This window comes from Pseudoflavonifractor phocaeensis (genome assembly GCF_016901955.1).
Lineage (GTDB): Bacteria > Bacillota > Clostridia > Oscillospirales > Oscillospiraceae > Flavonifractor > Flavonifractor phocaeensis_A.
Map to the genome: position 1 here is coordinate 1 of NZ_JACJLC010000009.1, position 22618 is coordinate 22618.

Annotated in this window: 24 protein-coding genes; 6 read left to right on the forward strand and 18 right to left on the reverse strand. The window is 53.7% G+C overall.

The genetic code is table 11. The annotated features are described in order from the left end of the window. Nucleotides 1–215, reverse strand: a 215-nt coding sequence (locus tag H6B51_RS03435) for a hypothetical protein (protein ID WP_204882344.1), incomplete at its 3' end; no start/stop codon positions are given. Between the two features lie 80 nt (nucleotides 216–295). Between H6B51_RS03435 and H6B51_RS03440 the strand changes: the two genes are divergently transcribed. Continuing rightward, nucleotides 296–475, forward strand: coding sequence for a hypothetical protein (locus H6B51_RS03440; RefSeq protein WP_204882345.1), 180 nt, complete (start codon nucleotides 296–298; stop codon nucleotides 473–475). A 53-nt stretch (nucleotides 476–528) separates the two neighbouring features. Here H6B51_RS03440 and H6B51_RS03445 read toward each other — a convergent pair whose 3' ends face one another. From H6B51_RS03445 to H6B51_RS03480, 8 genes are all read right to left on the reverse strand, one after another. Then, complete coding sequence (locus tag H6B51_RS03445; RefSeq protein ID WP_204882346.1) at nucleotides 529–1212, reverse strand: hypothetical protein; 684 nt, start codon at nucleotides 1210–1212, stop codon at nucleotides 529–531. 42 nt (nucleotides 1213–1254) lie between these two features. Continuing rightward, nucleotides 1255–1977, reverse strand: coding sequence for a helix-turn-helix transcriptional regulator (locus H6B51_RS03450; RefSeq protein WP_204882347.1), 723 nt, complete (start codon nucleotides 1975–1977; stop codon nucleotides 1255–1257). 81 nt (nucleotides 1978–2058) lie between these two features. After that, a complete protein-coding gene (locus H6B51_RS03455; protein ID WP_204882348.1) occupies nucleotides 2059–5115 on the reverse strand; it encodes a type III restriction-modification system endonuclease in 3057 nt (1018 codons plus the stop codon). A 4-nt stretch (nucleotides 5116–5119) separates the two neighbouring features. Next, on the reverse strand, nucleotides 5120–5944 hold the full coding sequence (locus H6B51_RS03460) for an RES family NAD+ phosphorylase (RefSeq protein WP_204882349.1): 825 nt from the start codon (nucleotides 5942–5944) through the stop codon (nucleotides 5120–5122). After that, nucleotides 5944–7947, reverse strand: a complete 2004-nt coding sequence (locus H6B51_RS03465; RefSeq protein WP_204882350.1) for a site-specific DNA-methyltransferase — start codon at nucleotides 7945–7947, stop codon at nucleotides 5944–5946. Before H6B51_RS03465 ends, H6B51_RS03460 begins: the two co-directional genes overlap by 1 nt. Nucleotides 7948–7963: 16 nt before the next feature. Continuing rightward, nucleotides 7964–8668: a hypothetical protein gene (locus H6B51_RS03470; RefSeq protein ID WP_204882351.1), complete on the reverse strand. Its 705-nt coding sequence runs from the start codon at nucleotides 8666–8668 to the stop codon at nucleotides 7964–7966. 1 nt (nucleotide 8669) lies between these two features. Next, the gene (locus H6B51_RS03475) at nucleotides 8670–9314 is read right to left on the reverse strand and encodes a DUF4391 domain-containing protein (RefSeq protein WP_204882352.1); all 645 of its coding nucleotides are present in this window, start codon (nucleotides 9312–9314) and stop codon (nucleotides 8670–8672) included. A 15-nt stretch (nucleotides 9315–9329) separates the two neighbouring features. Continuing rightward, the gene (locus tag H6B51_RS03480; RefSeq protein ID WP_335342099.1) at nucleotides 9330–12089 is read right to left on the reverse strand and encodes a DEAD/DEAH box helicase; all 2760 of its coding nucleotides are present in this window, start codon (nucleotides 12087–12089) and stop codon (nucleotides 9330–9332) included. A gap of 66 nt (nucleotides 12090–12155) precedes the next feature. On the opposite strand from H6B51_RS03480, the gene H6B51_RS18285 reads away from it, so the two are divergent. Next, a complete protein-coding gene (locus H6B51_RS18285) occupies nucleotides 12156–12362 on the forward strand; it encodes a hypothetical protein (RefSeq protein WP_335342100.1) in 207 nt (68 codons plus the stop codon). A 240-nt stretch (nucleotides 12363–12602) separates the two neighbouring features. Here the strand turns inward: H6B51_RS18285 and H6B51_RS03485 are convergent, their stop codons facing one another. Together H6B51_RS03485 and H6B51_RS03490 are read right to left on the reverse strand one after the other, a co-directional pair. Beyond that, on the reverse strand, nucleotides 12603–13880 hold the full coding sequence (locus H6B51_RS03485; protein ID WP_204882354.1) for an ATP-binding protein: 1278 nt from the start codon (nucleotides 13878–13880) through the stop codon (nucleotides 12603–12605). Nucleotides 13881–13972: 92 nt separating this feature from the next. Beyond that, nucleotides 13973–14488 carry an SLOG family protein gene (locus H6B51_RS03490; protein ID WP_204882355.1) on the reverse strand — a complete coding sequence of 172 codons (516 nt, stop codon included), beginning with the start codon at nucleotides 14486–14488 and terminating at the stop codon, nucleotides 13973–13975. 96 nt (nucleotides 14489–14584) lie between these two features. On the opposite strand from H6B51_RS03490, the gene H6B51_RS03495 reads away from it, so the two are divergent. Continuing rightward, nucleotides 14585–14794 carry a helix-turn-helix domain-containing protein gene (locus H6B51_RS03495; RefSeq protein WP_101691877.1) on the forward strand — a complete coding sequence of 70 codons (210 nt, stop codon included), beginning with the start codon at nucleotides 14585–14587 and terminating at the stop codon, nucleotides 14792–14794. 1404 nt (nucleotides 14795–16198) lie between these two features. On the opposite strand, the gene H6B51_RS03500 is transcribed toward H6B51_RS03495, so the two are convergent. Beyond that, complete coding sequence (locus H6B51_RS03500) at nucleotides 16199–16372, reverse strand: SelB domain-containing protein (protein ID WP_204882356.1); 174 nt, start codon at nucleotides 16370–16372, stop codon at nucleotides 16199–16201. Between the two features lie 305 nt (nucleotides 16373–16677). On the opposite strand from H6B51_RS03500, the gene H6B51_RS03505 reads away from it, so the two are divergent. The 3 genes from H6B51_RS03505 (at nucleotide 16678) to H6B51_RS03515 (ending at nucleotide 18490) form a co-directional block, all read left to right on the forward strand. Beyond that, on the forward strand, nucleotides 16678–17445 hold the full coding sequence (locus H6B51_RS03505) for a winged helix-turn-helix transcriptional regulator (RefSeq protein WP_204882357.1): 768 nt from the start codon (nucleotides 16678–16680) through the stop codon (nucleotides 17443–17445). A 455-nt stretch (nucleotides 17446–17900) separates the two neighbouring features. After that, nucleotides 17901–18308, forward strand: coding sequence for an RNA polymerase sigma factor (locus tag H6B51_RS03510; RefSeq protein ID WP_204882358.1), 408 nt, complete (start codon nucleotides 17901–17903; stop codon nucleotides 18306–18308). Further along, nucleotides 18305–18490, forward strand: coding sequence for a helix-turn-helix domain-containing protein (locus H6B51_RS03515; RefSeq protein ID WP_204882359.1), 186 nt, complete (start codon nucleotides 18305–18307; stop codon nucleotides 18488–18490). Before H6B51_RS03510 ends, H6B51_RS03515 begins: the two co-directional genes overlap by 4 nt. 105 nt (nucleotides 18491–18595) lie before the next feature. On the opposite strand, the gene H6B51_RS03520 is transcribed toward H6B51_RS03515, so the two are convergent. The 6 genes from H6B51_RS03520 to H6B51_RS03545 form a co-directional block, all read right to left on the reverse strand. Then, the gene (locus H6B51_RS03520) at nucleotides 18596–19264 is read right to left on the reverse strand and encodes a DUF7168 domain-containing protein (protein ID WP_204882360.1); all 669 of its coding nucleotides are present in this window, start codon (nucleotides 19262–19264) and stop codon (nucleotides 18596–18598) included. Between the two features lie 109 nt (nucleotides 19265–19373). Beyond that, on the reverse strand, nucleotides 19374–19802 hold the full coding sequence (locus H6B51_RS03525; RefSeq protein WP_204882361.1) for a hypothetical protein: 429 nt from the start codon (nucleotides 19800–19802) through the stop codon (nucleotides 19374–19376). Nucleotides 19803–19839: 37 nt separating this feature from the next. Beyond that, nucleotides 19840–20079 (reverse strand): hypothetical protein, encoded by a 240-nt coding sequence (locus H6B51_RS03530; protein ID WP_204882362.1) that lies wholly within the window; start codon nucleotides 20077–20079, stop codon nucleotides 19840–19842. Then, on the reverse strand, nucleotides 20076–20666 hold the full coding sequence (locus tag H6B51_RS03535) for a sigma factor-like helix-turn-helix DNA-binding protein (RefSeq protein ID WP_204882363.1): 591 nt from the start codon (nucleotides 20664–20666) through the stop codon (nucleotides 20076–20078). The genes H6B51_RS03530 and H6B51_RS03535 overlap by 4 nt, the downstream gene beginning before the upstream one ends. After that, on the reverse strand, nucleotides 20638–21477 hold the full coding sequence (locus tag H6B51_RS03540; protein WP_204882364.1) for a hypothetical protein: 840 nt from the start codon (nucleotides 21475–21477) through the stop codon (nucleotides 20638–20640). Before H6B51_RS03540 ends, H6B51_RS03535 begins: the two co-directional genes overlap by 29 nt. Nucleotides 21478–21516: 39 nt before the next feature. Then, the gene (locus tag H6B51_RS03545; protein ID WP_204882365.1) at nucleotides 21517–22602 is read right to left on the reverse strand and encodes a DUF932 domain-containing protein; all 1086 of its coding nucleotides are present in this window, start codon (nucleotides 22600–22602) and stop codon (nucleotides 21517–21519) included. Nucleotides 22603–22618 lie beyond the last annotated feature (16 nt).

A 22618-nucleotide genomic window follows, 5' to 3' on the forward strand; every position in this document is an offset into this window, starting at 1 on the left:
TGGGTTGTTGGCATCTTGTACTTTAATCCATTGGCTCGCACGTTTCCGACAATAATTGGTTCGATACTCCCGACAAAATGTGGCTGTGAACTCCCGACGCTAACACTGGTAAATACGGATGAAGTTTTTTCGGCGGTTTTATCTGCGCCGGCATCTGCAAAAAGGATGTGCCGCGAAACCGAACATTTCGCGGCACATCCCTTGATATTGTTCACCGTGATAGGATTTCCTTGTACTTTGAGCAATTATCTGTCAAAATAAAAGCAGATCATTTTAGGTGGAAAGCGAGGTAGGCATGATGTTGGAAAAAGTCCATCCCATACCGCACAATGACCAGCAGCCGGAGAGCGGTCCTTCCCCTTCCCAGGCGTCTCAAGTTGACCAGCGTGAACTGACCGATGACGAGAAGATCGATGCGGCTGCCGCCCGGATTTTGGAAACTTACCGAGATGCGTTTCTGGAGTTGGCGAAATAAGTAGTTGCCCACTTTATGCGCCTCTTAGTCATATGTTCTGCTATGTATTGATTTTAATCAAAACCGTCAAAATACGGATTCTTCTCCGCAAGATTCCGAAGCTTCTCCTTTAACTCCGGCTCTCCGAACCAGTCACAGGCCTCATACAGCATCTTCTGCCCAGTGTCCCAGCAGGCACACCGGAAAATCTGTTCGGCCAGACGGTCGTCGGTTTTCAGCCGCTGCAGCAGTGGTCCCTGGACGAACTGATCCCGCAGGAGGCCGTCCATGTCCCATCCCAAAAACTGATAGGCAACCTCCTTTTCCTGCAGTTTGTCTCCCACCGTGTCCAGCAGCAGTTTCATCATGTCGATGGCCGCCTCCGGGTCTTTCTCGCCAGTCTTGGAAAGAAGGTCCATGGTGTCCATTTCCTCCAACTCTTCCGCCGTCCAGCTACTCACAGCCTCCGGGAAAGCTGCGATCAGCAGATCCCGGCATGCCCATTCATTTTCGTCAAAGTCCCACCGGTGGACCATGTCCTCCAGCTCACTCTGGGAAAAATTACGGGGAGCCTCCTCGTCAGAGGTATCTGTCACTGTAACGGTGACCTGGATGGTGGGTGCGGCTGCTTGCATCAGCTTGGCCTTTTCTGAGGGATGAAGAGACGAGATTGCACCAAAATCACCGCACCAGCCGCACTCCCAGCGAGTACCCCGAATCATCACGGGACTTCCACAGTGCGGACATCGAATTGCCATAGACAACGCCTCCTTTCTGCTGTCATTGTACCGAGAAACCGACTATTTCGCAAGAAAAGAGTCGACCTCTTCTGCACGCTTGCGCAGCCAACTCTGAAATTCCTCGGCTAAACTGATTATGTGCTCTGTGTCCAGACCTGGCTGATCATCCTCCGTTTGGCGAGGAAGGTCATCTTTTTCGATCCCACCCAGGGCCAGTGCCAAGGCCAGTTCTACCTGCATCATCAGATAGAAACAGTCCATCTTCCGATCCTTGGGGTGCTTTTGAATCGCCTCCAGAGCATCCGTCATACCACCCAGAATGCACCGCATACGGTTCATGGCCACATTGGAGTCCCACGCTGTCCACCGGGAACGATCTTTTGGAAACACCGCCTCACGCAGGACATCCAGCATCTCCTCCAGTTCCCGACGGTCCAGAACCATCTGCTCATCCTGGGTAAACGGCTGGCCGGTTTTCTCACTCAATAGGAAGCCAACAGGCCTCAGCGGATTTTCTCTGAACAGGAAGTGATCGTGCCCGTCATCGTCCCGGTACATGAAACAGGGACGATGGAGCAAGGCGTCCTTCTGCTCCTGGTTGATCTCATCAAACAGTTCCGGCTCCAGGCCGAAAAACCGGCTAAGTTGCTCCTTTCGGGCCTCCGGCAGAGGTTCCCGACGGTTCTCCCACAGATTGATGGCCTGGCGGGTGACACCCAGTTTTTCGGCCAACTGCCCCTGGCTCAGATTGCACCGCCGACGGATAAACGACAGTCCGTTCATATGATCCCCTCCTCATTTTGGCACCATTGTACCGGAACTTGACAGGGGAGGACAAGATGAAAGGTGAAAACACAAGAATAATTATGATACAAGACTAATCAGTTGCTCGAAATCCTTCACCACATCATAAGTAATGCTGCTGTTGCTGATTGCTGCAAAATGAGCCTTGGCACACTCAATTTTTGCTTCCTCCACACCGCGCAGTTCCATAGTGTCATTGCTGCCCTTGGTTTCCGCCACGAAATAGACATGCTTCACAGTTCCTTCGTGGAAGGCGATGGCCCAGTCGGGGCTGTATTTTCCGACCGGAGTGGAGATGAAGAAGGACTTGGGCAGTTTCACATAGAGGGCAACTTTTTCGTTGATGTCCAACTGTCCAGCAAACTTACGCTCACCATCCGAATCATAAATCAGATAGTCATAGATACTTCGGTCCACCGGCATGGCATTCTGCCCCAGTTTTCCTCGCAGGGTTGCCGCAGTGAAGATGTCGGTATCATAGGCCGCATCCAACTTGTTATAGGCGATATGCTGAATGATGGCCGTGGCCTTCTCGTTATTGATGATTTTCCCTGCCTTGAGAATGAACTCCTCCGGATTGAGGCGGAACATGGCAAATTTCTGCGGAGCCATCCCAGCAAGAATCGCTGCAACTGTGGCGCGGGTCAGGCCAGTTTCCTCCACGATTTTACCGACCAGATCGTAGCGTACACTGCCCAGAACGGAATGGTCCGCCACTTCCTGATCCGCTTTCCGCTGCTTGAAGCTTTCTCCCTGGAGCAGCTGATCTTTCGACTGGATCTGCGTCTCCTGCTCCCCATATTCCTTTTTCACAAAGATACGGGATACCTCCAGATGACCGTTCAGCTTGTCAATGGCTTTCTGGATGAGGTCTTTTGTGTCAAAAGAGACTGTATAGAAGGATTTCTGGTTGATCTTCTCCCAGAGGGCCAGGAACTCCTTCTTTTTCAGCTTGTCGGGGTCCACCTTGGCCTCTACATTATTTCCGTGGGCATCCTCAAGCTCCACGGAGTGGCTGTCATAGATGGTGGACAGGATGGATACCACAGAGGCGGCGCAGTCTTTGACTTCCTCGGCCACCTGAACGGTGCCGCTGGCCTTGTCGGCGTAGTACTTGTCCGTCAACTCGCCCCGCTTCACATAGCCGTTGCCGATCAAATCCTCATAGATGGCCTCTGCCAAATCACGAGTGACCTTGACGGTATCCCCGTTGGCGTTGGTGAGTACCTTGTCCATGAACAGCTGCACATCCACTTTCTTGGGCCGGTCGGCCAGGGACTCGGCAAGGCCGGACTGGAGCGCCTCAGCAAACTTGCCGAAGGCCATATCGGTGACCAAAGTAAGTTTATTCAGTTCCTGCACCTCGCTGCCCAGCACACTCTCGTCCATCCGCTCGCCCTGCTGATTGACGCACAGGCGCAGGCCGCGTCCGATTTCCTGGCGGCTGCGGATCTCCGATTCGCTCTGGGGCTTCAGGGTACAGATCTGGAACACATTGGGGTTGTCCCAGCCTTCCCGGAGGGCAGAGTGGGAGAAAATGAACCGTACCGGCTCGTCCAGGCTGAGCAGCCGCTCCTTGTCCTTCATAATAAGGTCGTAGGCATCGGCGTCATCGGAGGTTTGGGTCTTGCGGTCCACCTTACTCTCCACAAAGCGGGCCTTCTTGCCCTTCTTCTTGTCGATGGAGAAGTAGCCCTGATGTGTCTCGTGGGCGGAGATTTTGTCCAGGTAACTGAGATAGGCCTCGTCGCCGATTTCTCGCTGGAGCTCGCCTACCACATTTTCATACTCTTCCTCAAACATCCGGGCATACTCGCCGTTGCGTCCGTCATCGTTGTCTCCGTCGTATAGGCGGTACTTGGCCACCTCGTCAATGAAGAACAGGCTGAGTACCTTGATGCCCTTGGGGTAGAGCTCCCGCTCCCGGCGGATGTGGGTGCGGATGGTCTCCCGGATCTGGACCCGCCGCTGGAGGGCGGTCATCTGCTCGTTGCCTTGGATCTGTCCGGCATAGAGCTTCAGGCCATTGAGAAAAGTGACAGAATTGTCCCGACCGTCAATGCCGTCGGGAAGGATCACATAGCGGTCGGAGTATTCCTCCAGGCCGTTGGACAGGGCAAAGAGATCATCACCGCCGCTGACTTTTTTGACCACGGTTTTGGTGCCGGTTGCCCCCTTGATCTCGAATCCCAGGCGGGCAGTGGGAGCCTTGTTCTTGTAGAGGTCAATACCCTCCAGATAGACATAGCTGTTGGTGGCGGTGGAGCCGGTGAGGGTGACGCCCAGCGCGGCGATCTTCTTCACCAGATGCTGGTTGTAGGCGTCCATGGCGTCCAGCCGGTACACCATGTCATACTTCTCCTTGTGGGTGGCGGAGTAGCGCAGGGTGAAGAGTGGGTTGAACTTCTTCAGGCTCTCTTTGGTCTGCTTGCCTTCCACGCTCTGGGGCTCGTCGATAATCAGAATAGGATTGGTCTTTGCGATGATATCAATGGGCTTGCGGCTGCGGAAGGTGTCCAGCTTTTTGTCAATGATTCTCTGGTTCTTGCTGGAGTTGAACGCCTGCATATTGATGATCATCACATTGATGGCACTGTCCGAAGCGAAGCGGTCCACCTCGGTGAGCCGGTCGGAGGAGTAGATGAAGAACCGGATCTTCTTGCCATACTCCCCGGCGAAGTGTTCCTGAGTGGTCTGGAGGGACTTGTAGACGCCCTCCCGGATGGCCACCGACGGCACCACAATGATGAACTTGCTCCAGCCGTAGCGGGCGTTGAGCTCGTACATGGTTTTTACATAAGTATAGGTCTTGCCGGTGCCCGTCTCCATCTCAATGGACAGGTTAATCCCCGGCCCGGCCAAGGCATCGGAGGGCTTTAAGCCGCCCCGGCGCTGGACAGCGTGCAGGTTGTCCAGAATACGGGCGTTGGTCAGCTCCGGCACCAGCGGGTGGTTCCGGAAGCCGGTATCCGTCATGTCCAGGTCAGTCTGGACATTGGTCATATCACCTAAATCCAGGCGGTAGGTGGTAGTGCGCATGGGCTGGCCGTTGAACACATCGCAGACCGCCGCAGCTGCCTCCGCCTGAAAGGGCTGGTGTTTGAATTGAAGTTTCATCTAATCATTCCTCAAATGCTTCAAAAACGCCACTTGCATTTTGAACCCGTAATGTATATTGGTGGTCGCAAATATAATATAATTTAGACGATATGGGTTTGCATTTTTGATAGCTAAAAATGGTATAGTTTCTATCTCGTTTCAGAAATTTCCGATCCTCAATTACTTTTGATGATCGGAATGCAATCCCGTCAAAACCAATATTCTTTGCAAACTCACTGATATATTGACATAGAATATAATCTCGGACATCTCCATAGTGTCGATTATACAATCGAGCAAGTGCAAGCACAAAATTGCGCTTCCACTCCAAAACTTTTGTATCTTCCCCCGTAGAGGTCGCACAATAAGAGCAAAAGCTAAGCAAAGTAAGCGGTTCTAATATTTCAATTTGGGCAACACTAACTTCTGACTTTAGGGGTGGTGTTATTTCTGCGATTGCAGTATTGACGCTATGCGCAGCATAAAGATAGATGATTCTATCTGGATTCGCCCGGCCATGTGGAACAATCTTCACATCACGTGGGACAAAACTATCCTCTTCCCCATATCCGTGAAACGAAGAAGTCTTTTCTTTACAATCTTTTTCCTTATTATACAAGCGTGCCCGATAAAGGATCATTCCTTTGGGTAAGGGAATCGCATTATTACAACACTTGGCATACCAGTAAAGAAGTTTGAGAAATCTAAAATCTGTAAAATAGCGGTTTTGCTCCTGAAGCCCCTTTGCCACCGTATCTAAATATTGATTTGGTGTTCCAAAAGAAAGAAAATACTGCCAATCATCCTCGGTCAGGGCCGAGAATTCTGGTAATTCAAGTTGGCTCATTAAATCACCTTCACCTTGGTATCCGGGGAGAGGTTTTTGAAGATCTCCGTCACATTGATCTTGGCGTCGTCGGAGGCGAAGGCGCTGTCCCGGAAGACGGCGCGGAGGGGCTGCTGCTTTGCCATGTACTCCACCACGGAGCGGGGCACATTGGGGCTGAAGCAGGCCATGAGAGCGCCGTTGTCCACATTGTGGACGGTGCAGCCGTCCAGGTCGGTGCTGGTGTGGGGCAGGTGGATCTCCACGCCCCAGTCCAGCAGGCAGGCGTAAAGCAGATCCAGATCGGTGCGGTCGTCTTTGATGTTGGACACCAGGTCGAACATGGACTGCTGCTCCAGCTCCTCCGGCTGGTAGTACACATCCTTCATGTTGCTGCTGTCCACCCGGAAAACCCGGAAACCAGTGTCGATTATTGGAAACTCTTTTTCATAGAACTCATCTGGTAATTTGCCTAACTTGTCACATTCTTCCTGGTGTTCGACATAATATGTAGTTTGATCCCATTCGTGCTGTATAGTCGATATAGTTTCTAAACGAGCCTGTTGAATTTTGTCTCCAGCCCGGCGAATGCGTTCTTTTCCTATTTCGCAAATATTTTTGTAGCCAGCCTTGAATGCCTCTGATTTTTCATCGCAGGGTTCTGGTAGCTGCACCATGATAAATTTGCGGTGTCCACCATCCTCGGCATTGAGCTGCATGACGGCGTGGGCAGTGGTGGCGGAGCCAGAGAAAAAGTCCAAGATGATGGCTTCTTTATCCGTCTTTGTGCAGATGTCAACAAAAAATTTAAGCAAAGGAACAGTTTTGGGAAAACTGAAAACTTTTCCGTCAAAAATGCGAGTTATTTCTTTTGTCCCATCTAATGACATCCCTACATCGTCAGGTAATTTTGTGCTAACAGACATTAAGCCAAACAAATCACCTGCTTTGTCCATATCATCTTCTTTCCAATAGCGCAAGGCGGGTTTTGAAATGTTTAAAAATGAGTAATCCCCAGGAAAAACTATTCTATTTTGTTTATAATAATCCTCAAATGTTTCTTTGCTTATTGCCCAAGTTCTATTCGGATTGGCAGGATATTCTTCACCTGTTTTCGGATTTACTATAGTGAAATAACTATTTGGTCTTTCACTGGCAGTTGTCTGCTTAGTTAAATCATGAATACGCCATGGTTTGCCCGGATAATCTGGAGTTTCATAATACCTTCGTTCAGTCCCATTTACCCTCGCAATAAAATTTGAAGATTTTGCATAGCATAATATCCACTCATAATCCTGAGAAACTCCAAATGGAACATCTGTTTTTGCTGTTCTTTTCCGCCACGGAAATACTGCAACAAAATTTGACGCTCCAAAAATTTCATCGCAAGTCTTTCTTAAATTAGAGTATTCGTTGTCATCAATTGAAATAACCACAGCACCGTCATCAGTAAGCAGATTGCGTGCAAGTGTCAATCTGGAATACATCATACTGCACCAATCTGAATGAAAACGGCCATTGCTTTCTGTATTCTCAAACATCTGGTTTTCATCTTCATCGTACATTCCCATCTGCTCGTTTTCTTCCTGCTGGGAACGCTGGAATTTATCCCGATAGATGAAGTCGTGGCCGGTGTTGTAGGGCGGGTCAATGTAGATCATCTTCACCTTGCCCAGATAACTCTCCTGGAGGATTTTCAGCACCTCCAGGTTGTCCCCCTCGATATAGAGGTTCTGGGTGGTGTCCCAATCCCGGCTGTCCTCCTTCACCGGGCGCAGGGTCTTGGTGATGGGCCGGGCGGCTTCGGCCATAGCTGCCTTCTTGCCCACCCAGGTGAACTCATAGCACTCGTCGCCGTCTACCACATCCCGGCTGAGCAACTGCTTGAGCACCTCAAAATTGATGCCCTTCTTGATCTGCCCGTCCTCACCCCGCATCTCCGTAATGGCAGCGGGGAACAGCGCCCCGATTTTCTCAATATTCCCAGCTACCATATCCGGGGTTTCAAATTTCATGTGTTCCATATAGAAACCATCCTTTTTATCGATTGAATTCGTAAAGTTTGGATTTTATAATTGGAATGTTGTACCCACTTTGCTGCATCAACAGCTTAACTGTTTCCTCTGCATACGAAGGAGCATAGGGAGATATATAAACCGCCGTGATGAGTTCTGGAATATCGACAGAAATCGCATAACCAAATTCATTAGGAGGAGTATCTTCTTGGTGTAAGTAAAGGCAGCGGACTTCATTTTCATGAGAAAAACTCATCCGCTTATATAGGCCCAAATACAATACATTTCCTTCTGGCAGAAAATCAACATCATAGTCAGCATATTTGACAGGGGATATGAATATATCTCTCTTTTCAGCTTTAAATGAGTTTTGTAATCTCGCGGCATCTGTTTTAATTGCCACTCCACCACTTTCGGAATACAAACTCCACATTGCGGCCGATTCAAACGAATTGGCATGAAAACAAGAAACATACATCCTGCTTCGTCCATAATTCTCCATAGTTGCATAAGTAGCTTCTGGTATTACGTTGCCCTTGCCATATACTTCTGGCCTTAATACCGTATTTGCATGAGGATAAGTCCCTTCGTACACATCTTTGAATTTATCGATACGATTAAACCAAAGTGTTTTTGTTTCAATCAGATATGCAAATTTCAGAAAATCCATGTACTTCCAAAGGACCGTTTTATCAGGAACTATTTCCAGATGCTCATGTGTAGTATACAACTCATATCCCCCTCTCCAGTTTCTGTATCTCCCGCCTTAGTTCCATCTGCCGTCCCAGCTGCTTTTCCTTCTTCATCTTTACTTCCAGTTGGGCGATCTGCTTTTCCAGCTTCTCCCGCTGCTGGGTCTGCTCCACCGCCTCCTTTAGGCTCTCACCCTGGGGCGCGTCAATGGCGTCCCCAGCGATCTGGCGGACGATGCTCTCATAGAGGGCATCCATATCCAGGGCAGTGAGATTCAGGGACAAGTCCTCGGGCTTCATCCATTCCGTGTGATAGCTCTGCCGGAGCTGGAAGGCATTGCTACCGCTCTGGCTGGCCTCCTTATAGGTCACATGGAGCCGGACGCTGCCGTCGGGCCGCTCCAGCAGAAACAGAATGTGGTAGGGAATCTGCTTGTCCATCAGCTCCAGCACCCGTCCGTCCAGTTCCTGCCCCTGGAGCGTCAGGCGGAACACCTCGATCTCCCGCACCATCTGGCCGGGGGCGATGTTCATGGTCTCGGGGGAGAGCTTGTTGGCCCAGGTAATCAGCTTCACCTGCTCCACGAAAAGCCGTTTGACCTCAGCGGATACTTCCAGATTTTCATAGAATTTCTGCTTGGGGAACCGGCGGCCAAAGGCCGTTGATTTAGGAAAGTCCAGCATGGTATTACCTCCATTTTATCGGACGACAAGGAAACAAACAAGCTGAAAATCATCCAGCCCGGACACCTGACTGAGCAGAGCCGAGGTGCCGCCCGCCCGGAACAGGCTGTCCAAGTCACTGTCCTCCTTGGTGTCCAGAATGGACAGAACCGCATCCTCCAGCAGACTGGAATAGACGGCCATATTCCGCCCGTCATCGGTCTCCTGATTGAAGGCCCGGTACAGCTCCTCAATGGGCTTGTCCTTGCCACGGCACAGTTGCCGCATGGCGTCCAGGGTGTCCTTGGGCGAAAGGTGGTCGTGGACGGTGACGCCGTCCTCGGTCAGATAGACCAGATAATAGGGATGAAGCCGGTTGCGGTTGTCGATGTTCACCTCGTTGTGGACATTTTTCAGAATGAACACAACGCCAGCCGGAGCATCCGGCGTGGCCGCCGCCACGGCGCTGATGCCGCCGGGGCAAGTCTCCAGCTCCGGGTGGGTCTTGGCGTACTCCATCAGCTCCATGCGGAACTCGTTGAGGCCCAGGTCGGTGATGGACACGCCGGTGCCCATGTCCTCCAGATCAACCACCTCGGTCTGGAGCCGCTGGAGCTGGGCCTTGCGGTACTCCAGGTCGCCCTGTTCCTCGGGGGAGAGCAGGTTGTCGTCGCCGGTGGAAGTCATGACCAGGGCCTTCATGCGGGTCTCCACCCGGGCCTTCAGGTTGATATAGTCATCCAGCTGCATATCCGGCCAGAAGTTGATGAGCTGGATCTGCTCATTCCGGCTGCCTATACGGTCCACGCGTCCAAAACGCTGTACCAGCCGCACCGGGTTCCAGTGGATGTCGTAGTTGATAAGGCAGTCACAGTCCTGCAGGTTCTGGCCCTCGGAGATACAGTCAGTGGCAATGAGTAGGTCGATGTCCGGGCCGTCCGGCATCAGAGCCGCCTTATCCTTGGAGATGGGAGAGAAGCAGGTCAGCACATTGTTGAGATCGGCCTTAAATTTTGGCACTGTCGTGCGGCCACTGACGGAGCCGGTGACCAGAGCGGTGTGCAGACCATACTTGTCATTGGCAAAGGCACTGACATGGTCGTAGAGGTACTCCGCCGTGTCAGAGAAGGCGGTGAAGATGATCACCTTCCGGTTACCGGGGTTGATGGGGTGGTCGATTTTCTCCGCGATGGTAGAGAGCAGCATCTGCAGCTTGCTGTCGTGCTCCGGGGTGATGTCGGCCACCATGTTGACCAGCACATAGAGGGTGTTGAAGTCCTCCTCCAGATCGTGCTGCCAGGTCACATAGTCCATGTCCTCCAGGGCGATTTTCACCTTCTTGCCCACAGTGAACAGATCCATCTCCTGGTCATCAGCGTCAAAGTCCACCGTGCTGGTCAGGTCGTTGAGCTCCAGGGTCAGGCTGGGATCGTAATGAGCGATGGTGTCCAGGGTGGAACAGATCAAGTCTTGGATGCGCTTTAGGGTCAGGCGGAAGGAGTGGACGGAACTCTCCAGGCGCCTGAGCAAGTTGATGCTCATCAGACGGCGGATACCCTGCTCACGTCCCACCTGAGTCAGGCTGTTCTTTCCCTCATGGTTCAGGTCGGCGTACTTCTCCATACGGCTGGGCAGAATGTAGTTGGAGGGGGTATAGATGCTCAAGGTCAGGCTGAGCAACAGGTCATAGATCTCGTCGTATGTAATGGCGTCGCTCAAATCGGTCAGCGGCGGGCGCTTGGAGATGGGCGGCAGCCGTGTGGGAAACTTGCCGATTTCGCCTACATTGTAGTACTTCTCAATGTGCCGCCGGGAGCGGGCGATGGTGACAGCGTCCAGGATCTCGAAGAAATCGAAGTCCAGCATCCGCATGAGTTTGTCGGTGGTACGCAGCTCCACATCCCACTCGCTCCAGGTGTTAAAAGCTTTCTGCGCATTGCGGAAGATCTCCTCTACCGAGCGGGTGGTGTCCAGCTTGTCCCGCCATGCCTCGCTGTTGCCCTCGTAGGCCAGAGCTAGCTGGTTGCGCAGGTCATAGAAGCGGTTGTTGACGGGAGTAGCGGAGAGCATCAGCACGCGGGTACGGGCACCGGGACGGATGACCTTCTCCATCAGGGCGTCATAGCGGTTATATTTTCCCTCGTCGCTATGGCTGCTGCCGCCATTACGGAAGTTATGGGACTCGTCAATGACCACCAGGTCATAGGCACTCCAGTTGATTTTCGAGAGGTCCAGTTCGCCGGAAAACCCTTTGCTGCGGGATAGGTCGGTGTGGTAGAGAACATCGTACCGCAGCCGGTCACCGGCGATGGGGTTATTCACATAGTTGGCCTTGTAGGTCATCCAGTTATCACTGAGCTTTTTGGGACAGAGCACCAGCACCCGCAGGTTGCGGTTCTCATAATACTTGATGACAGCCAGAGCGGTAAAGGTTTTGCCCAGGCCCACGCTGTCGGCAAGAATGCAGCCGTTATACTGCTCCAGTTTGCTGATGATGGCGAGCACGGCATCCTTCTGGAAAGTGTAGAGCTTATTCCAGATCAAACTGTCCTTGAAACCATTTGCTTCGTTTGGCAGGTCATCCTCGCTGACATTCTCCAGAAAATCATTGAAGATATTATAGAGCGCAAAAAAGTAAAGAAACTCTGGGCTGTTTTCCTGATAGGCAGTGGTAATCCGCTCAAGCACCTGCTCCGTTACATCCTGCATCCGCCGCTTATCCGCCCAAAGTTGGTCGAACAACTGCAGATAAGCCTTGCTTTCCGGTGCATCCAACTGCTGGATCATGCTGAACATATTGCCTCCCCGCTCGCAGCCCAGATCTGCCCGAGTGAAGCCGTTGATGGGAGCATACGCCACTGGGTGTTCGTTATCGACGGCAAGGAAACCTGGCATTGTCTCATCAGTGCAGTTGGATTTGAACTGCGCTTTACGGCGTATCCAATCAGCACATTCTTTGGAGATGGTTTTCTGCGTAAACTCGTTGCGCAGGCGGATCTCAAATTCACTGCCATGCAGAGTTTTTTCGCGTGCCTGGCGGGGAATATAGAATTCCCGTTTTTCCTTTGAGGCAGGTTCGGAGAGAAAAGAAGGAGAAGTGAAGATGAATCGCAGTGCGTCCACCTGTTCCAACCGTTCTCTTAATTCTTCATAAGCATAGATGGAAAAGCAGGCTGCAGCAATAGATACTTTACTATGGGAGGTAAGTTTTACCTGCAAGTCATCAGATAATTTTTCTGTAATGTTATTGATGATCTTCATGTGAATTCTCCCTAAATAAAGATTGAAAAGTTTATCCCAGCATAATCCTTACGGCTTCAGCGCCGTCACAGGCACCACGAACACCCCGTCCGGCCGCTGGTACGCCGCGTTGGCCATGCCGCACAGGACACACAGTACTGCAGGCGGCCTGCCCTTGGGATCGGCCTCGATCTGCTTTTTAATCTCCAGCAGGTTTTCCGCCGCGGCGTCAATCTGATTGGCTCCCAGTTTGATCTCGAAGGCGCACCACTGGCCATCCAGCAACTCGACCACCGCATCGATCTCTTGGTTCTTATAGTCCTGGTAGTGGTAGAGCTGCGCCCCAAAGGACTCGGCATAAATCCGCAAATCCCGCTCACATAAAGCCTCAAAGAGGAAGCCCAGGGTCTCCAGATCCCCCAGCAGGCTGGCAGGTGTGGCCTTCAGCAGGGCGCAGGCCAAGGATGGATCAGCAAAGTGCCGTTTCTCTGCCTGCTTCACCCGTACAGAGGAACGGATGCCGGAGGAGAAGGGCGGCTGATTGTCCGTAATAAACAGCCGCTTGAAAATATCCAGGTAGGCTGCCACCGTGTTGCCGTCAATATCCTCGTCGTCGACCGCTTTGATGTCCTTCATCAGCGTTTTATTGGTGACGGTGGTACTCTCATTCCGAGCCAGAGAGCGCAGCAGCAAACGCATTTTCTGGGTATCCCGCTTCACACCGTCCATGCGGTACACATCATCGTCGATGACAGCATCCAGGTATTGGGCCGGAAGCAGCGCCGCCTGTTCCAAAGTCAGGCCCAGACTTCCCGGCCAACCACCCCGAATAATCAGTTCGATCAACTTTTTCAAATCTACCTCACCGGTCATGGCGGGGGTCAGTTTCCCCTGGCACAGTTGCTCCAGGGATACCTTGCCGCTGGAGTCCCCGGATTCCCACAGGGACATGGGGCGCATCCGGAGTCGGGCGATCCGTCCCGCGCCGCTGTGTAGAATCCCCTTGTGGTTCGGGGTCGCGGAGCCGGTGAGGATGAACTGCCCCTTTTGCGCCGTCTGATCCACTTTATAGCGCACCGCGTCCCAGAGAGGCGGTACCTCCTGCCACTCGTCGATCAGCCGGGGCGTCTCTCCCTCCAGCACCAGAGCGGGGGACAGTTCCGCCAACTGGCGGTTCTGAAAGTTTCCGGCGGGGTCGCCGATATAGATCTCACTCTTGCTGTGATAGGAGGAAGTCCAGGTCTTGCCGCACCATTTCGGCCCCTCCACGCAGACGGCGCCGAAGGCGGACAGGTATTCTTCCACCTGATGATCAATAATGCGGGGCTTATAGATTTGTTTGTCCATGGCAGTCACCTCAATGATTCAGTGAAATCATTATACTCTATTCAGTTAAATCTTACAACTCCATTCAGTCAGATTTTTGATTTTGAGTGTGCTCAATTTATTTCGTTGGGGTCAAGGATAATCACGCTGTGTCCCAATTTCTGCGCGTAGCGTATGGTCGCCGTTGTGCCGCCCCGATACTCGCCGTTATAGACGGCCAGCAGAACCTCAGAATGTGCGACAAGAAAGCGATTGCGCTCTAACAAACAATTTTTTTGGAAGATCCGGCTGACATAAATAATGGAATCCGCCTGCGTCAGAATGGCGTGATACCGGGCCTGGGACGTAGCGGACCACTCCGTTTCCTGCCCCTTATAGGGAAGGATGCAGTGCAGTTTGACACTGGGATATTCGGAGCGCAGATGCAAGACAATCTCCGCCGCCAGCAAGTCAACTCCTTCAGCCATGCCGGAGAGGAAATCCGTCACTCCCTCTTGAACCAGCAAACAAATCTGCCGCTCCAACGCAGCTTTCAGTGCGACGCACCGCACATTTGTCTCATTGTAGCCCCAGGGAAGTTTTTTCGGGCGGTGACCGGTGAACGCACAGGCTTTTCTTGCTTTCTTCAAAAAATCATCTCCCGCATTGCATATGGGGATTATATCCCCTTAATAATGCGGATTATAACCCCCATACTGTATGGTGTCAATGATGGGGGGGTGCAGATGATCGTATTTGATAATTTATGGGTGTTGATGAAGGAAAAAGGCGTCTCCACCTATCAGTTGAGAGAAAAATGCGGCATTGACAGCAAAACTATCCGCCGTCTCCGGGCCAACGATAATATGGAGACCAAGACTTTGAACAAGTTGTGTGCCGTACTGTCCTGCGAGATCGGAGACATTGCCAAATATGTCCCGGATGATCCAGCATAAGGCCGCTTCCACACATAAGCTGTGGAGGCGGCTTTCGATTTTCTGTCGAATGAAGTCGAGAAAATTTTCCAGTTAACATTAAATATATGGTTTAATCGCATTGACAAACACAATATATTGTGGTATATAAAAATTACGATTGATTCTTTGCGCGTACTCGGTGGAACTCCGGGGCAGAATTCACCTGTGAGCGAGAGGGGCATCTCGCATTGCGCACGCTGTTAGGTTTGTACGTTTCAGCCGTTTTCCGCCAGGGCAATGCCCTGCGGCTGTTGTCTCCGTTTCAGTGGACAACAAGGGAACCATGTTCATCGGCTGTCTTTTCCTTTGATGCTGTGGTGCTGCGCCGAAGATGTTAACTTCTTCGGATAGCCATGAGAAAGAATACGAGCACTTGTTTGAGGGTGCGAAAAGTTTGCTGCCTGTGTAGATCAGGCACAGAAGGAACTTTTCGCACCCTCTTTTTGTGCGTTCATAGCCCCGCACTCCCGTTGGGAGTTGCCCCAGACTCTGCCAGTCTGCGGTAAGGTGCCAGAAGAACTTATTCTAAAACATGGCCGTCCCCCTTCTCCGCGTCGAGGTGCGAGGAGTGACTTGGGGTGCTGCACCTCGGAGCCTGTGGCAGCAGGCTCACCCCCTCTTTGTTCCGGCACAGTGCCAGTTCGGCAGCAAAGAGGACGCAATTCCCCTGATCCTAGCCGGAGGGATCAACAGACACACGCAGGCTGCGGCCCTTTGCCGCAGCTTGCAGCCGAGCTTCAGCGGTTGTGTCGGCAGTCGCCATCGGTGCAATGCCCACCGATGGCAGGGTCTATCCCTATACTGCACTCGTACTGACCTGGTTCCAACTGAAAAAGAGACAGAGATTCGCCGTTCATGGCTCGCTTCCTGGAAACGCCTCTGCTGCAAGGGGTTCCGAAGCGATTGTCCCCAGGCTTCAGGAAGATTTTCCTAGAGATCCGGCGGAAACAGACGGCTCTGCCAAGGGGCGAACTGCGCCCATCTGAACTACTTATGAAAGAAAAGGAGCACTTTACAATATGACACGATCCATTCAAAACAAGGGCCTCTATCTGGCCCTGGTGAGCCAACTGAACAAACTGGCCCGCCACAATCGTCAGGGCAGCTTCCGCACCAAGGATCGCTATTACGAGGCGTGCAAGCGGTTCTGCGGCTACCTGGCCGACGAGTACCGGCGAAGGAGGGGCCGTCGGTGGAGGAGGCCAGGCCAAAGTTGTGGCAGAAGGCGGCGCCCACCACCAGACCGGTCAGGATCACCAGCAGGTGCAGTTTCAGTTTCGACACAACAGATTACCTCCCAAAGAATGAATGCTGTCTTTATTTGTATGGATGAGGACCGGTGCTCCCGGCCGGTGTCCGATCCGCTTCCGTAGCCGCATAGGTTCAAGCGGAAAACAGGGCTCCGGGGTCGCCGTTGAGCAACACCCGCCGGTCGCCTACCAACTTGGATACCTTGCAGCGGTCAAAATAATCCAGATACATCTGGGCGTATTTGCGGGAAACGCCTAATTTCGTCTGGAATTCGCCCAGCGCCACCGTATCGGTTTGGTCAAACATTTCCACAAAAGAGTAAAAGGCTGTACGACAGACTGAATTTGTGCTGATGCCACTCATGATAGCGCTATGTGATACGCACATATCCTGGGTTGCTTGCGCAGAAATGGTTCCATTGCAGTGTAACACTAAGACACGTCGGCATTTGTTGACTTTGATTTCAACATAATTATAATAACCTTGTAATTTGATGAAAGAGAATAATTTAGTACAATGAATAGGTAATTTATTGTATGATGTGATAGATTGTGGTGTTGGAAAGATATACAACTAATGTACATGTGTACATGTGGATTTGGAGGGCATATATGCGGGACAAGGTTTTAATTGCCACAAATAGTGGGAAGTTGCATCCTGGCCTGTGCGGCTGTGTGAGCCGGGTAGCTTCTATTGTGCACCAGGCTGTGAGTCAAAGGAAAGCGATGGAACTCCTGTCCCGGTTTCAATATAAAATGGTTATATTAGTGTTCAACCCGCAATTTGCCTGCAAAGAAGATATGATCGAGAGATTGCGGGCGCTGAGTAGCGTTCCCATTTGGATAGCCTCAGGGGAGCCTTCCAGGGAAGAAGAAATCCAACTGCTGGACGCTGGTGCGGATCGGTATTTTGCGCTGGATAGCCTGCTGGATGAGGAATATTTCCGGGCCAATGTGTCTGCCCTGCTCCGGCGTATGCGGATAGAAAATTCCGTAGAATACCAGGAGCTCTGGCTGCCGGACTGCGGCCTGAAGGTCAACCGCCGGTTTCACAAGGTCTATATGCACGGGAGGGATCTCCGGCTTACGCCCAAGCAGTATGCGCTGATGCTGATCCTGACCCAGCGCATGGGAGAAGTGGTGGAAAAGGAAGAACTCTATGAACTGGCCTGGAAGTCCTGCTATGATGTGAACGCCGATGAGGCGTTGAAGTATCACATCCGGGAAATACGCAAAAAGCTGGAACCGTTCGGCGCCGGCGGCCTGATTGAGACTGCGTGGGGCGTTGGATACCGTTTTTGCTGGGAGAATGTGTCGGATAACGGCGAATTTTGCGATATTCCTGACAGAATTAAACCTGAAACTGACAAAAATCCATGAGATTCCACATATTATCCACTATTCTGATGCCATGGCAGAGGGAGAAGGTGGAGCGATATGAGACACAGACGGTAAGATCTGCCTCCCAAACAGGGGCAGATCTTTTTTTATCCAAAGCAGCAAGCGGCAGCAAGGGCTGCCAGGATGCCGGGACACGGTGTAAACTGACCGCTTGTGTCGTCCGCTGACGCGGGAAAGGCGCCACCATGACATCTTGCTGATCGGGGCATTGAGAAGGGTAAGCACGCCACGGAGCGGCGGGCAGGCACAGCGGTTGGGGATAGATGGGATTGGCTTTGCCGTCAGAGCCAGACCATATCCTGTTTCCGTGGGTTTCTCAATGCCGGATGGAATTCCCGCAGGCCAACTGCAAGCCGATGTGGCGCGGGATGCCGGGATCCTCCTTATGTTCTGAATGGATCACATTCAGAGCTGGAGCATGAGGAGGAATCCCTATGGAGTTTAGAAACAGCGGCAGATTGGAAGACCAGATCGTGCAGAATCAGTTTACCGCATATCTCCGGATCGCGGTGCGCAGGAAGGTAAAAGATGTTCTGAACAAGAGGAAAAAGTGGCGGCAAACGGAGATGCTTACGGATTTTCAGGAGGTTGGACCGTGGGAATGGCAGCGTGCCATACGCACGCAGGACCCGGCGGAGGTTTTTGCGGAGTTAGAGGCGCTGAAAGCTCTGTTGGCCGAACTCAGTTCCAGAGATCGGGGGATCTTCCTGGGCAGGGCACTGTACGGATGGGATTTTGAGATGTTGGGCAGGGCCTATGGGCTGACCTATCAGGGGACCGCCGCGGTCTATCATCGTGTGCTCCGAAGACTGCGGCAGGTTTTGGGGAGGGAGTGTACATGAGTTTTGTGGACCTGCTGCGCAGGGCCAAAATAAATGACAAAGAGGCCAGAACGGCCATTCTGGAGATGTATCAGCCCATGCTGCTGAAAGAGTCCATTCTGGACGGGGTATTTGACGAGGATTTGTATCAGGAGCTCTGTGTGACGCTGCTACAGTGTGTAGATCGCTTTCAGATCCATTGAAAAGTTAGAATGTACGGAACAACCGGCCGCCCCAGACATGTGTCTGAGGGGGCCGGTTGTTTGATTTCTGGTACCGTGGAGCGATCCCGCTTTATGACAGCTCGGTCAGCTGGCAGAATTCAGCCTGCGAGAGGGGTCAAAGGCTTTGCCATCCAGGTACCCCAATTTACCGCAGTCCGCGTTCCAGCGGGTGTCGGTACGCCTGGCATAGGTGATCTGGGCCATACGCTTGGTGGCATCCTCCACCGCCTGGGGCACGGCCATGACCAGCGCCCATTCCTGGTGCTGATCAGATTGGGCCTGAAAGGCTTCCTTCAGACCCATACAGAATCCCCAGCCGTAGGAGTGGCACATCTGACGCAGCTCCTGGGCGGAGTACCCCTTCTGCCGACGGATGGCTGAACGGCGGGCGGACACACACTCAAAGGCATAGAGGAGAATAGACTTGCAGATCTGGAAATCCTCATCCAAGCCGACCAGACCGATCTCCGTCCGCTTGGCGCCTTTTTGTTTCAGCAGGAACGATTTACAGCAATAGTGTTTGGAAATGGTAGCTGCCAAGGTGGGGGCCCAGGGGGTGGACAACTTGGTGGTGGTCAACCCAATGCCCTCCTTTCGCAGCTGCTGGGGTCCGGAGGGGGTCACGTCCGCCAGCGTCAGTTTGTATTTTGCCATCAACTGGCGGGCTTTGAGGAGCGCCGCTTTGGCCTCCGCCTCATAAGGGCTGTTGGCCAGGGCCAGCAGATGGGCAATTTTATCTGTCAGGCTTGCCATGGAATTTCAACCTCCCGTTTGTTGTGATGATAATAGAAGAAAGGAATCCGCCCGATACGTGAAGCGCGGCGGGCGGATCCCTTTTCAATGAAATTTCACAGCAGATGCTTTACCCGGCCCTGCGTTTGGACCAGCGCTCAGCCTGGCCCTGCTTGAGCCTGGCATAGTGGATCTCGTAGCTGTCGCAGCCGGCGGAGTGGTACCGGCGGAGCGCCCCCGAGTGGAACTGGAACAGCGCGGCCAGACGGCCGGGCTGTCCGGTATCCGGGTCCCCGGGAGTCCGCCGGTAGTCCACGATATGGCCCAGCTCATTCCGTTCCAGGAAGGCCATAAAGCTGTCGTCCTCCACATCCAGGAGACCGTCCGCCAAGTAGGCCTGGTAGCGGGGAAGGGACTGGCCCAGCTCCTGGGTGATGGTGATCCGTCCGGAGCCGTCAGAGGGCAGGAGCTGCACCTTTAGCTGGGGCGTCTTGGAGCAGCACTTGACCTTCAAACGGTAAGTCTTGCCCTGATAAGTGCCAAGTAACAGGGCGTTCATAGTGATTCACATCCTTTTCATGCAGAGTAAATGACGCTCAGGCGGCGGAAGCCACGGCGGGCACCGGCGGCGCGGATTGGGGCGCCGTGGGCGCCAGTAGAAAATAGCAGGTGTTCCTGGTCTCAAAGCAGATCCGTCCCGGGCTGACGCTGCCAATGGACACCACGGTGGTGGTGCGGATCATGCGGCCCTCGTGGATGATGAGGGCCCGTTGGCCAACGGTCAGGGGGCAGATGAGGATCCCGCTGAGGATCCTGGTAGCCTTTTCGGCTTTCATGGGTTCAATCCCTCCATTCTCAGATAGGTTTGATACAGACGCTTCAAGCGCTTGCTGACCCTCCCGGAGGACAGGCCCATAGCCCGGGCGGTGCCGGCAATGCTGTGGCCCTCCAGACGCAGCCGGACCAGAGCGCGTTGCTCCGGTGTGGCGATGCGGAGCAGGTCAACCAGCAGCAGATGGGCGTCCAGTTCCTGCCACACAAGCGCTTCTTTCTCCCGCAGGCAATCAGAGAGCCGGAGCCGTACCGCCAGCTGCCGCTGTTCCGCCCGGAAATAAACAGCCAGACTTCGCCGCATGGCCCGCCAGGCCAGGGTGGAAAACGGATAGCAAGCCAGCTGGGGCTGGGTCAGATAGCGCCGTACAGCCTGGAGATATCCAAGCGCTGCAATATCGTAATATGCCGGAATGTCCAGCTGCCGCCGGATCAGATAATCGTATATCAGGGAATGATGCCGGGCGGCAAAATCCTTCTGTATCTCCGTCAGGGCGGGCAGAGGAGGGGGCCGTCCCTCTGCTGGGGCCGGCCCCTTTGCCTGGGATGACCGCTCCGGCGTGTTACGCGGGCAGTTTCTCCCGTTCTCCATCGATCACACGGGCGTCGGCAAAGTGGGCGCCGTTTTCCGGCAGCCGGAGGGGCTGGCCGTCATCCTCTTCCTCCAGGGCGGAGGCGGACCGCAGGGCGCTGGCACGCTGCTGGTTCATCTGCTTGATGCGCTGAATGAAGTCGTTGGCGTAGGCAGCCACCTGGGCCAGCTCTTCGCCGGTGAAATCACGCAGCTTGGCGAAGGATACCACGCTGTAGTCCTGATTGGTGCGGGCGTTGGTGGCCCGGGTCAGGCTCAGCCGCACGATGCAGCTGAAGATCCGCCGCCGCCGGTAGACGAAGACCGCGTTGACAAACCGGGAAAAGGCCTTCAGGCTGGTGGGCGGCAGGTTGATCTGCATGGGGATGAACTCCCCGCTGCGCAGCAGGTAGATGGTGCGCATATTCTTGCAGGCCTTGCCCGCCCCGGACTCACTGCTGCCATACTGGTTCAGCAGACAGTCCACGCAGGTGCCGCCGGGGTTGCCGTACCCCAGCTTGCCGTCCAGGGACTGGCAGATGGGGGGCACGCTGCTGTCGTATTCACTGCCGCTGGGCCAGTAGGCGTTATTGTTGTGGCTGAACAGGATCACGCCGTCCAGGTACTTGGTATAGTCCGGGTTCTGGGGATCGCCGGTGGGCAGCTCCCACTGGAGCATCCCGCCGCCGGGCACCTTGATTTGGGGGAAGTCCAGCCGCAGTCCGTCAATGTCATCGGTAAATCCGTCGTCCATGGCCTCGCCGTCCGCCAGGGGCAGCATAAAGGGGGCTTCCAATTCCGCGGAGTTGTGGGCGCTGTTCTCCTGATACATGATGTTATCCTCCTTAAAAAATGACTTTGCCTGTGGTGATTACGCCGCCATGGGCAGAGCCTCCGGCCCTGTGATCTTCGTCTGAAGGGCCCTGGGCATGGTCATGACCTTGTAGCCGATCTCCTCCAGAGCGGTAGCCCGGTCGTAGCTCTCCACATCCTGGCTGAACCGGGTAATTGCATTGGCCAGTCCGTAGAGGGTCAGGTCGGCGCTCTCGATGAGGTGCTGGAGTACGCCCTTGCACTCCTCCTCCGTGATGTGGAAGCTGGCCCCGGTGAGCCGGACCACCTCCGGGATCTGCCGGGTGTCCAGCCTGACCCCCTGGCTCTCCCGCATCTTGTCCACCACCTGGAGGAAACTGGCCTCCCGTACCGCGGCGTCCACGGTGTCCTGGAGCTTCTTGACAAACGCCACGTCGTCTGCCAGCTTGGTCTCCTCGGAGTAGATGGAGAAGTCCTCCTGACTGTCCATGGCCCGGCCCGTGTGATAGCGGCCGGTTTTGGCGTCGTTGACTACCATCCCGTTGGAACAGACCAGCCGGTAGACAAGCGGCTTGACCCATACGGCGCCCTGTCCGATCTCGCTGTTGGAGATGATCACGCCGGCCTGTACCACGTCTCCAGGGACTACCTCAGCCTGGAGCCGGGGATTGACTACCTTGATATACATCCGGCTGTCGGTGATCTCGCAGCTCTCCACCCGGGCCTCCGGCATCTGTTCCAGCCGGGGCAGGGTGAAGCGGGCGATATCCAGGTTTTCGATCCGCCGGTACCGCTTGCTGAGAAAGGCCCGGGCATGGCCGTCAATGGTGCGCAGCATCCGCTGCTCCGGATTGTGCTGGAACCAGCGGTTGACGTTGCAGGCCAGCAGCTCCGGTTCCTCCTCCAGCATTTTGTTGTAGTACCGGACCGGAATGTCCAGATAAGCGCCAATCTGCCGGTGGGCCGTGGCGCGGATATCCAGCGGGGAAAGCTGGACCTCCTCACGGCCGGCCAGACGGAGCTTGGGGACGCCGTCGTCCACCTCCATCCGCAGGCAGTTGGTATTGACCAGATAGTCCTCCTTGGCCGCATCCTGGCGGACCAGCTCCATAAGCATCTCCTGGATGGTGCGTCCGCGTTTCATGGTGGTTCACATCCTT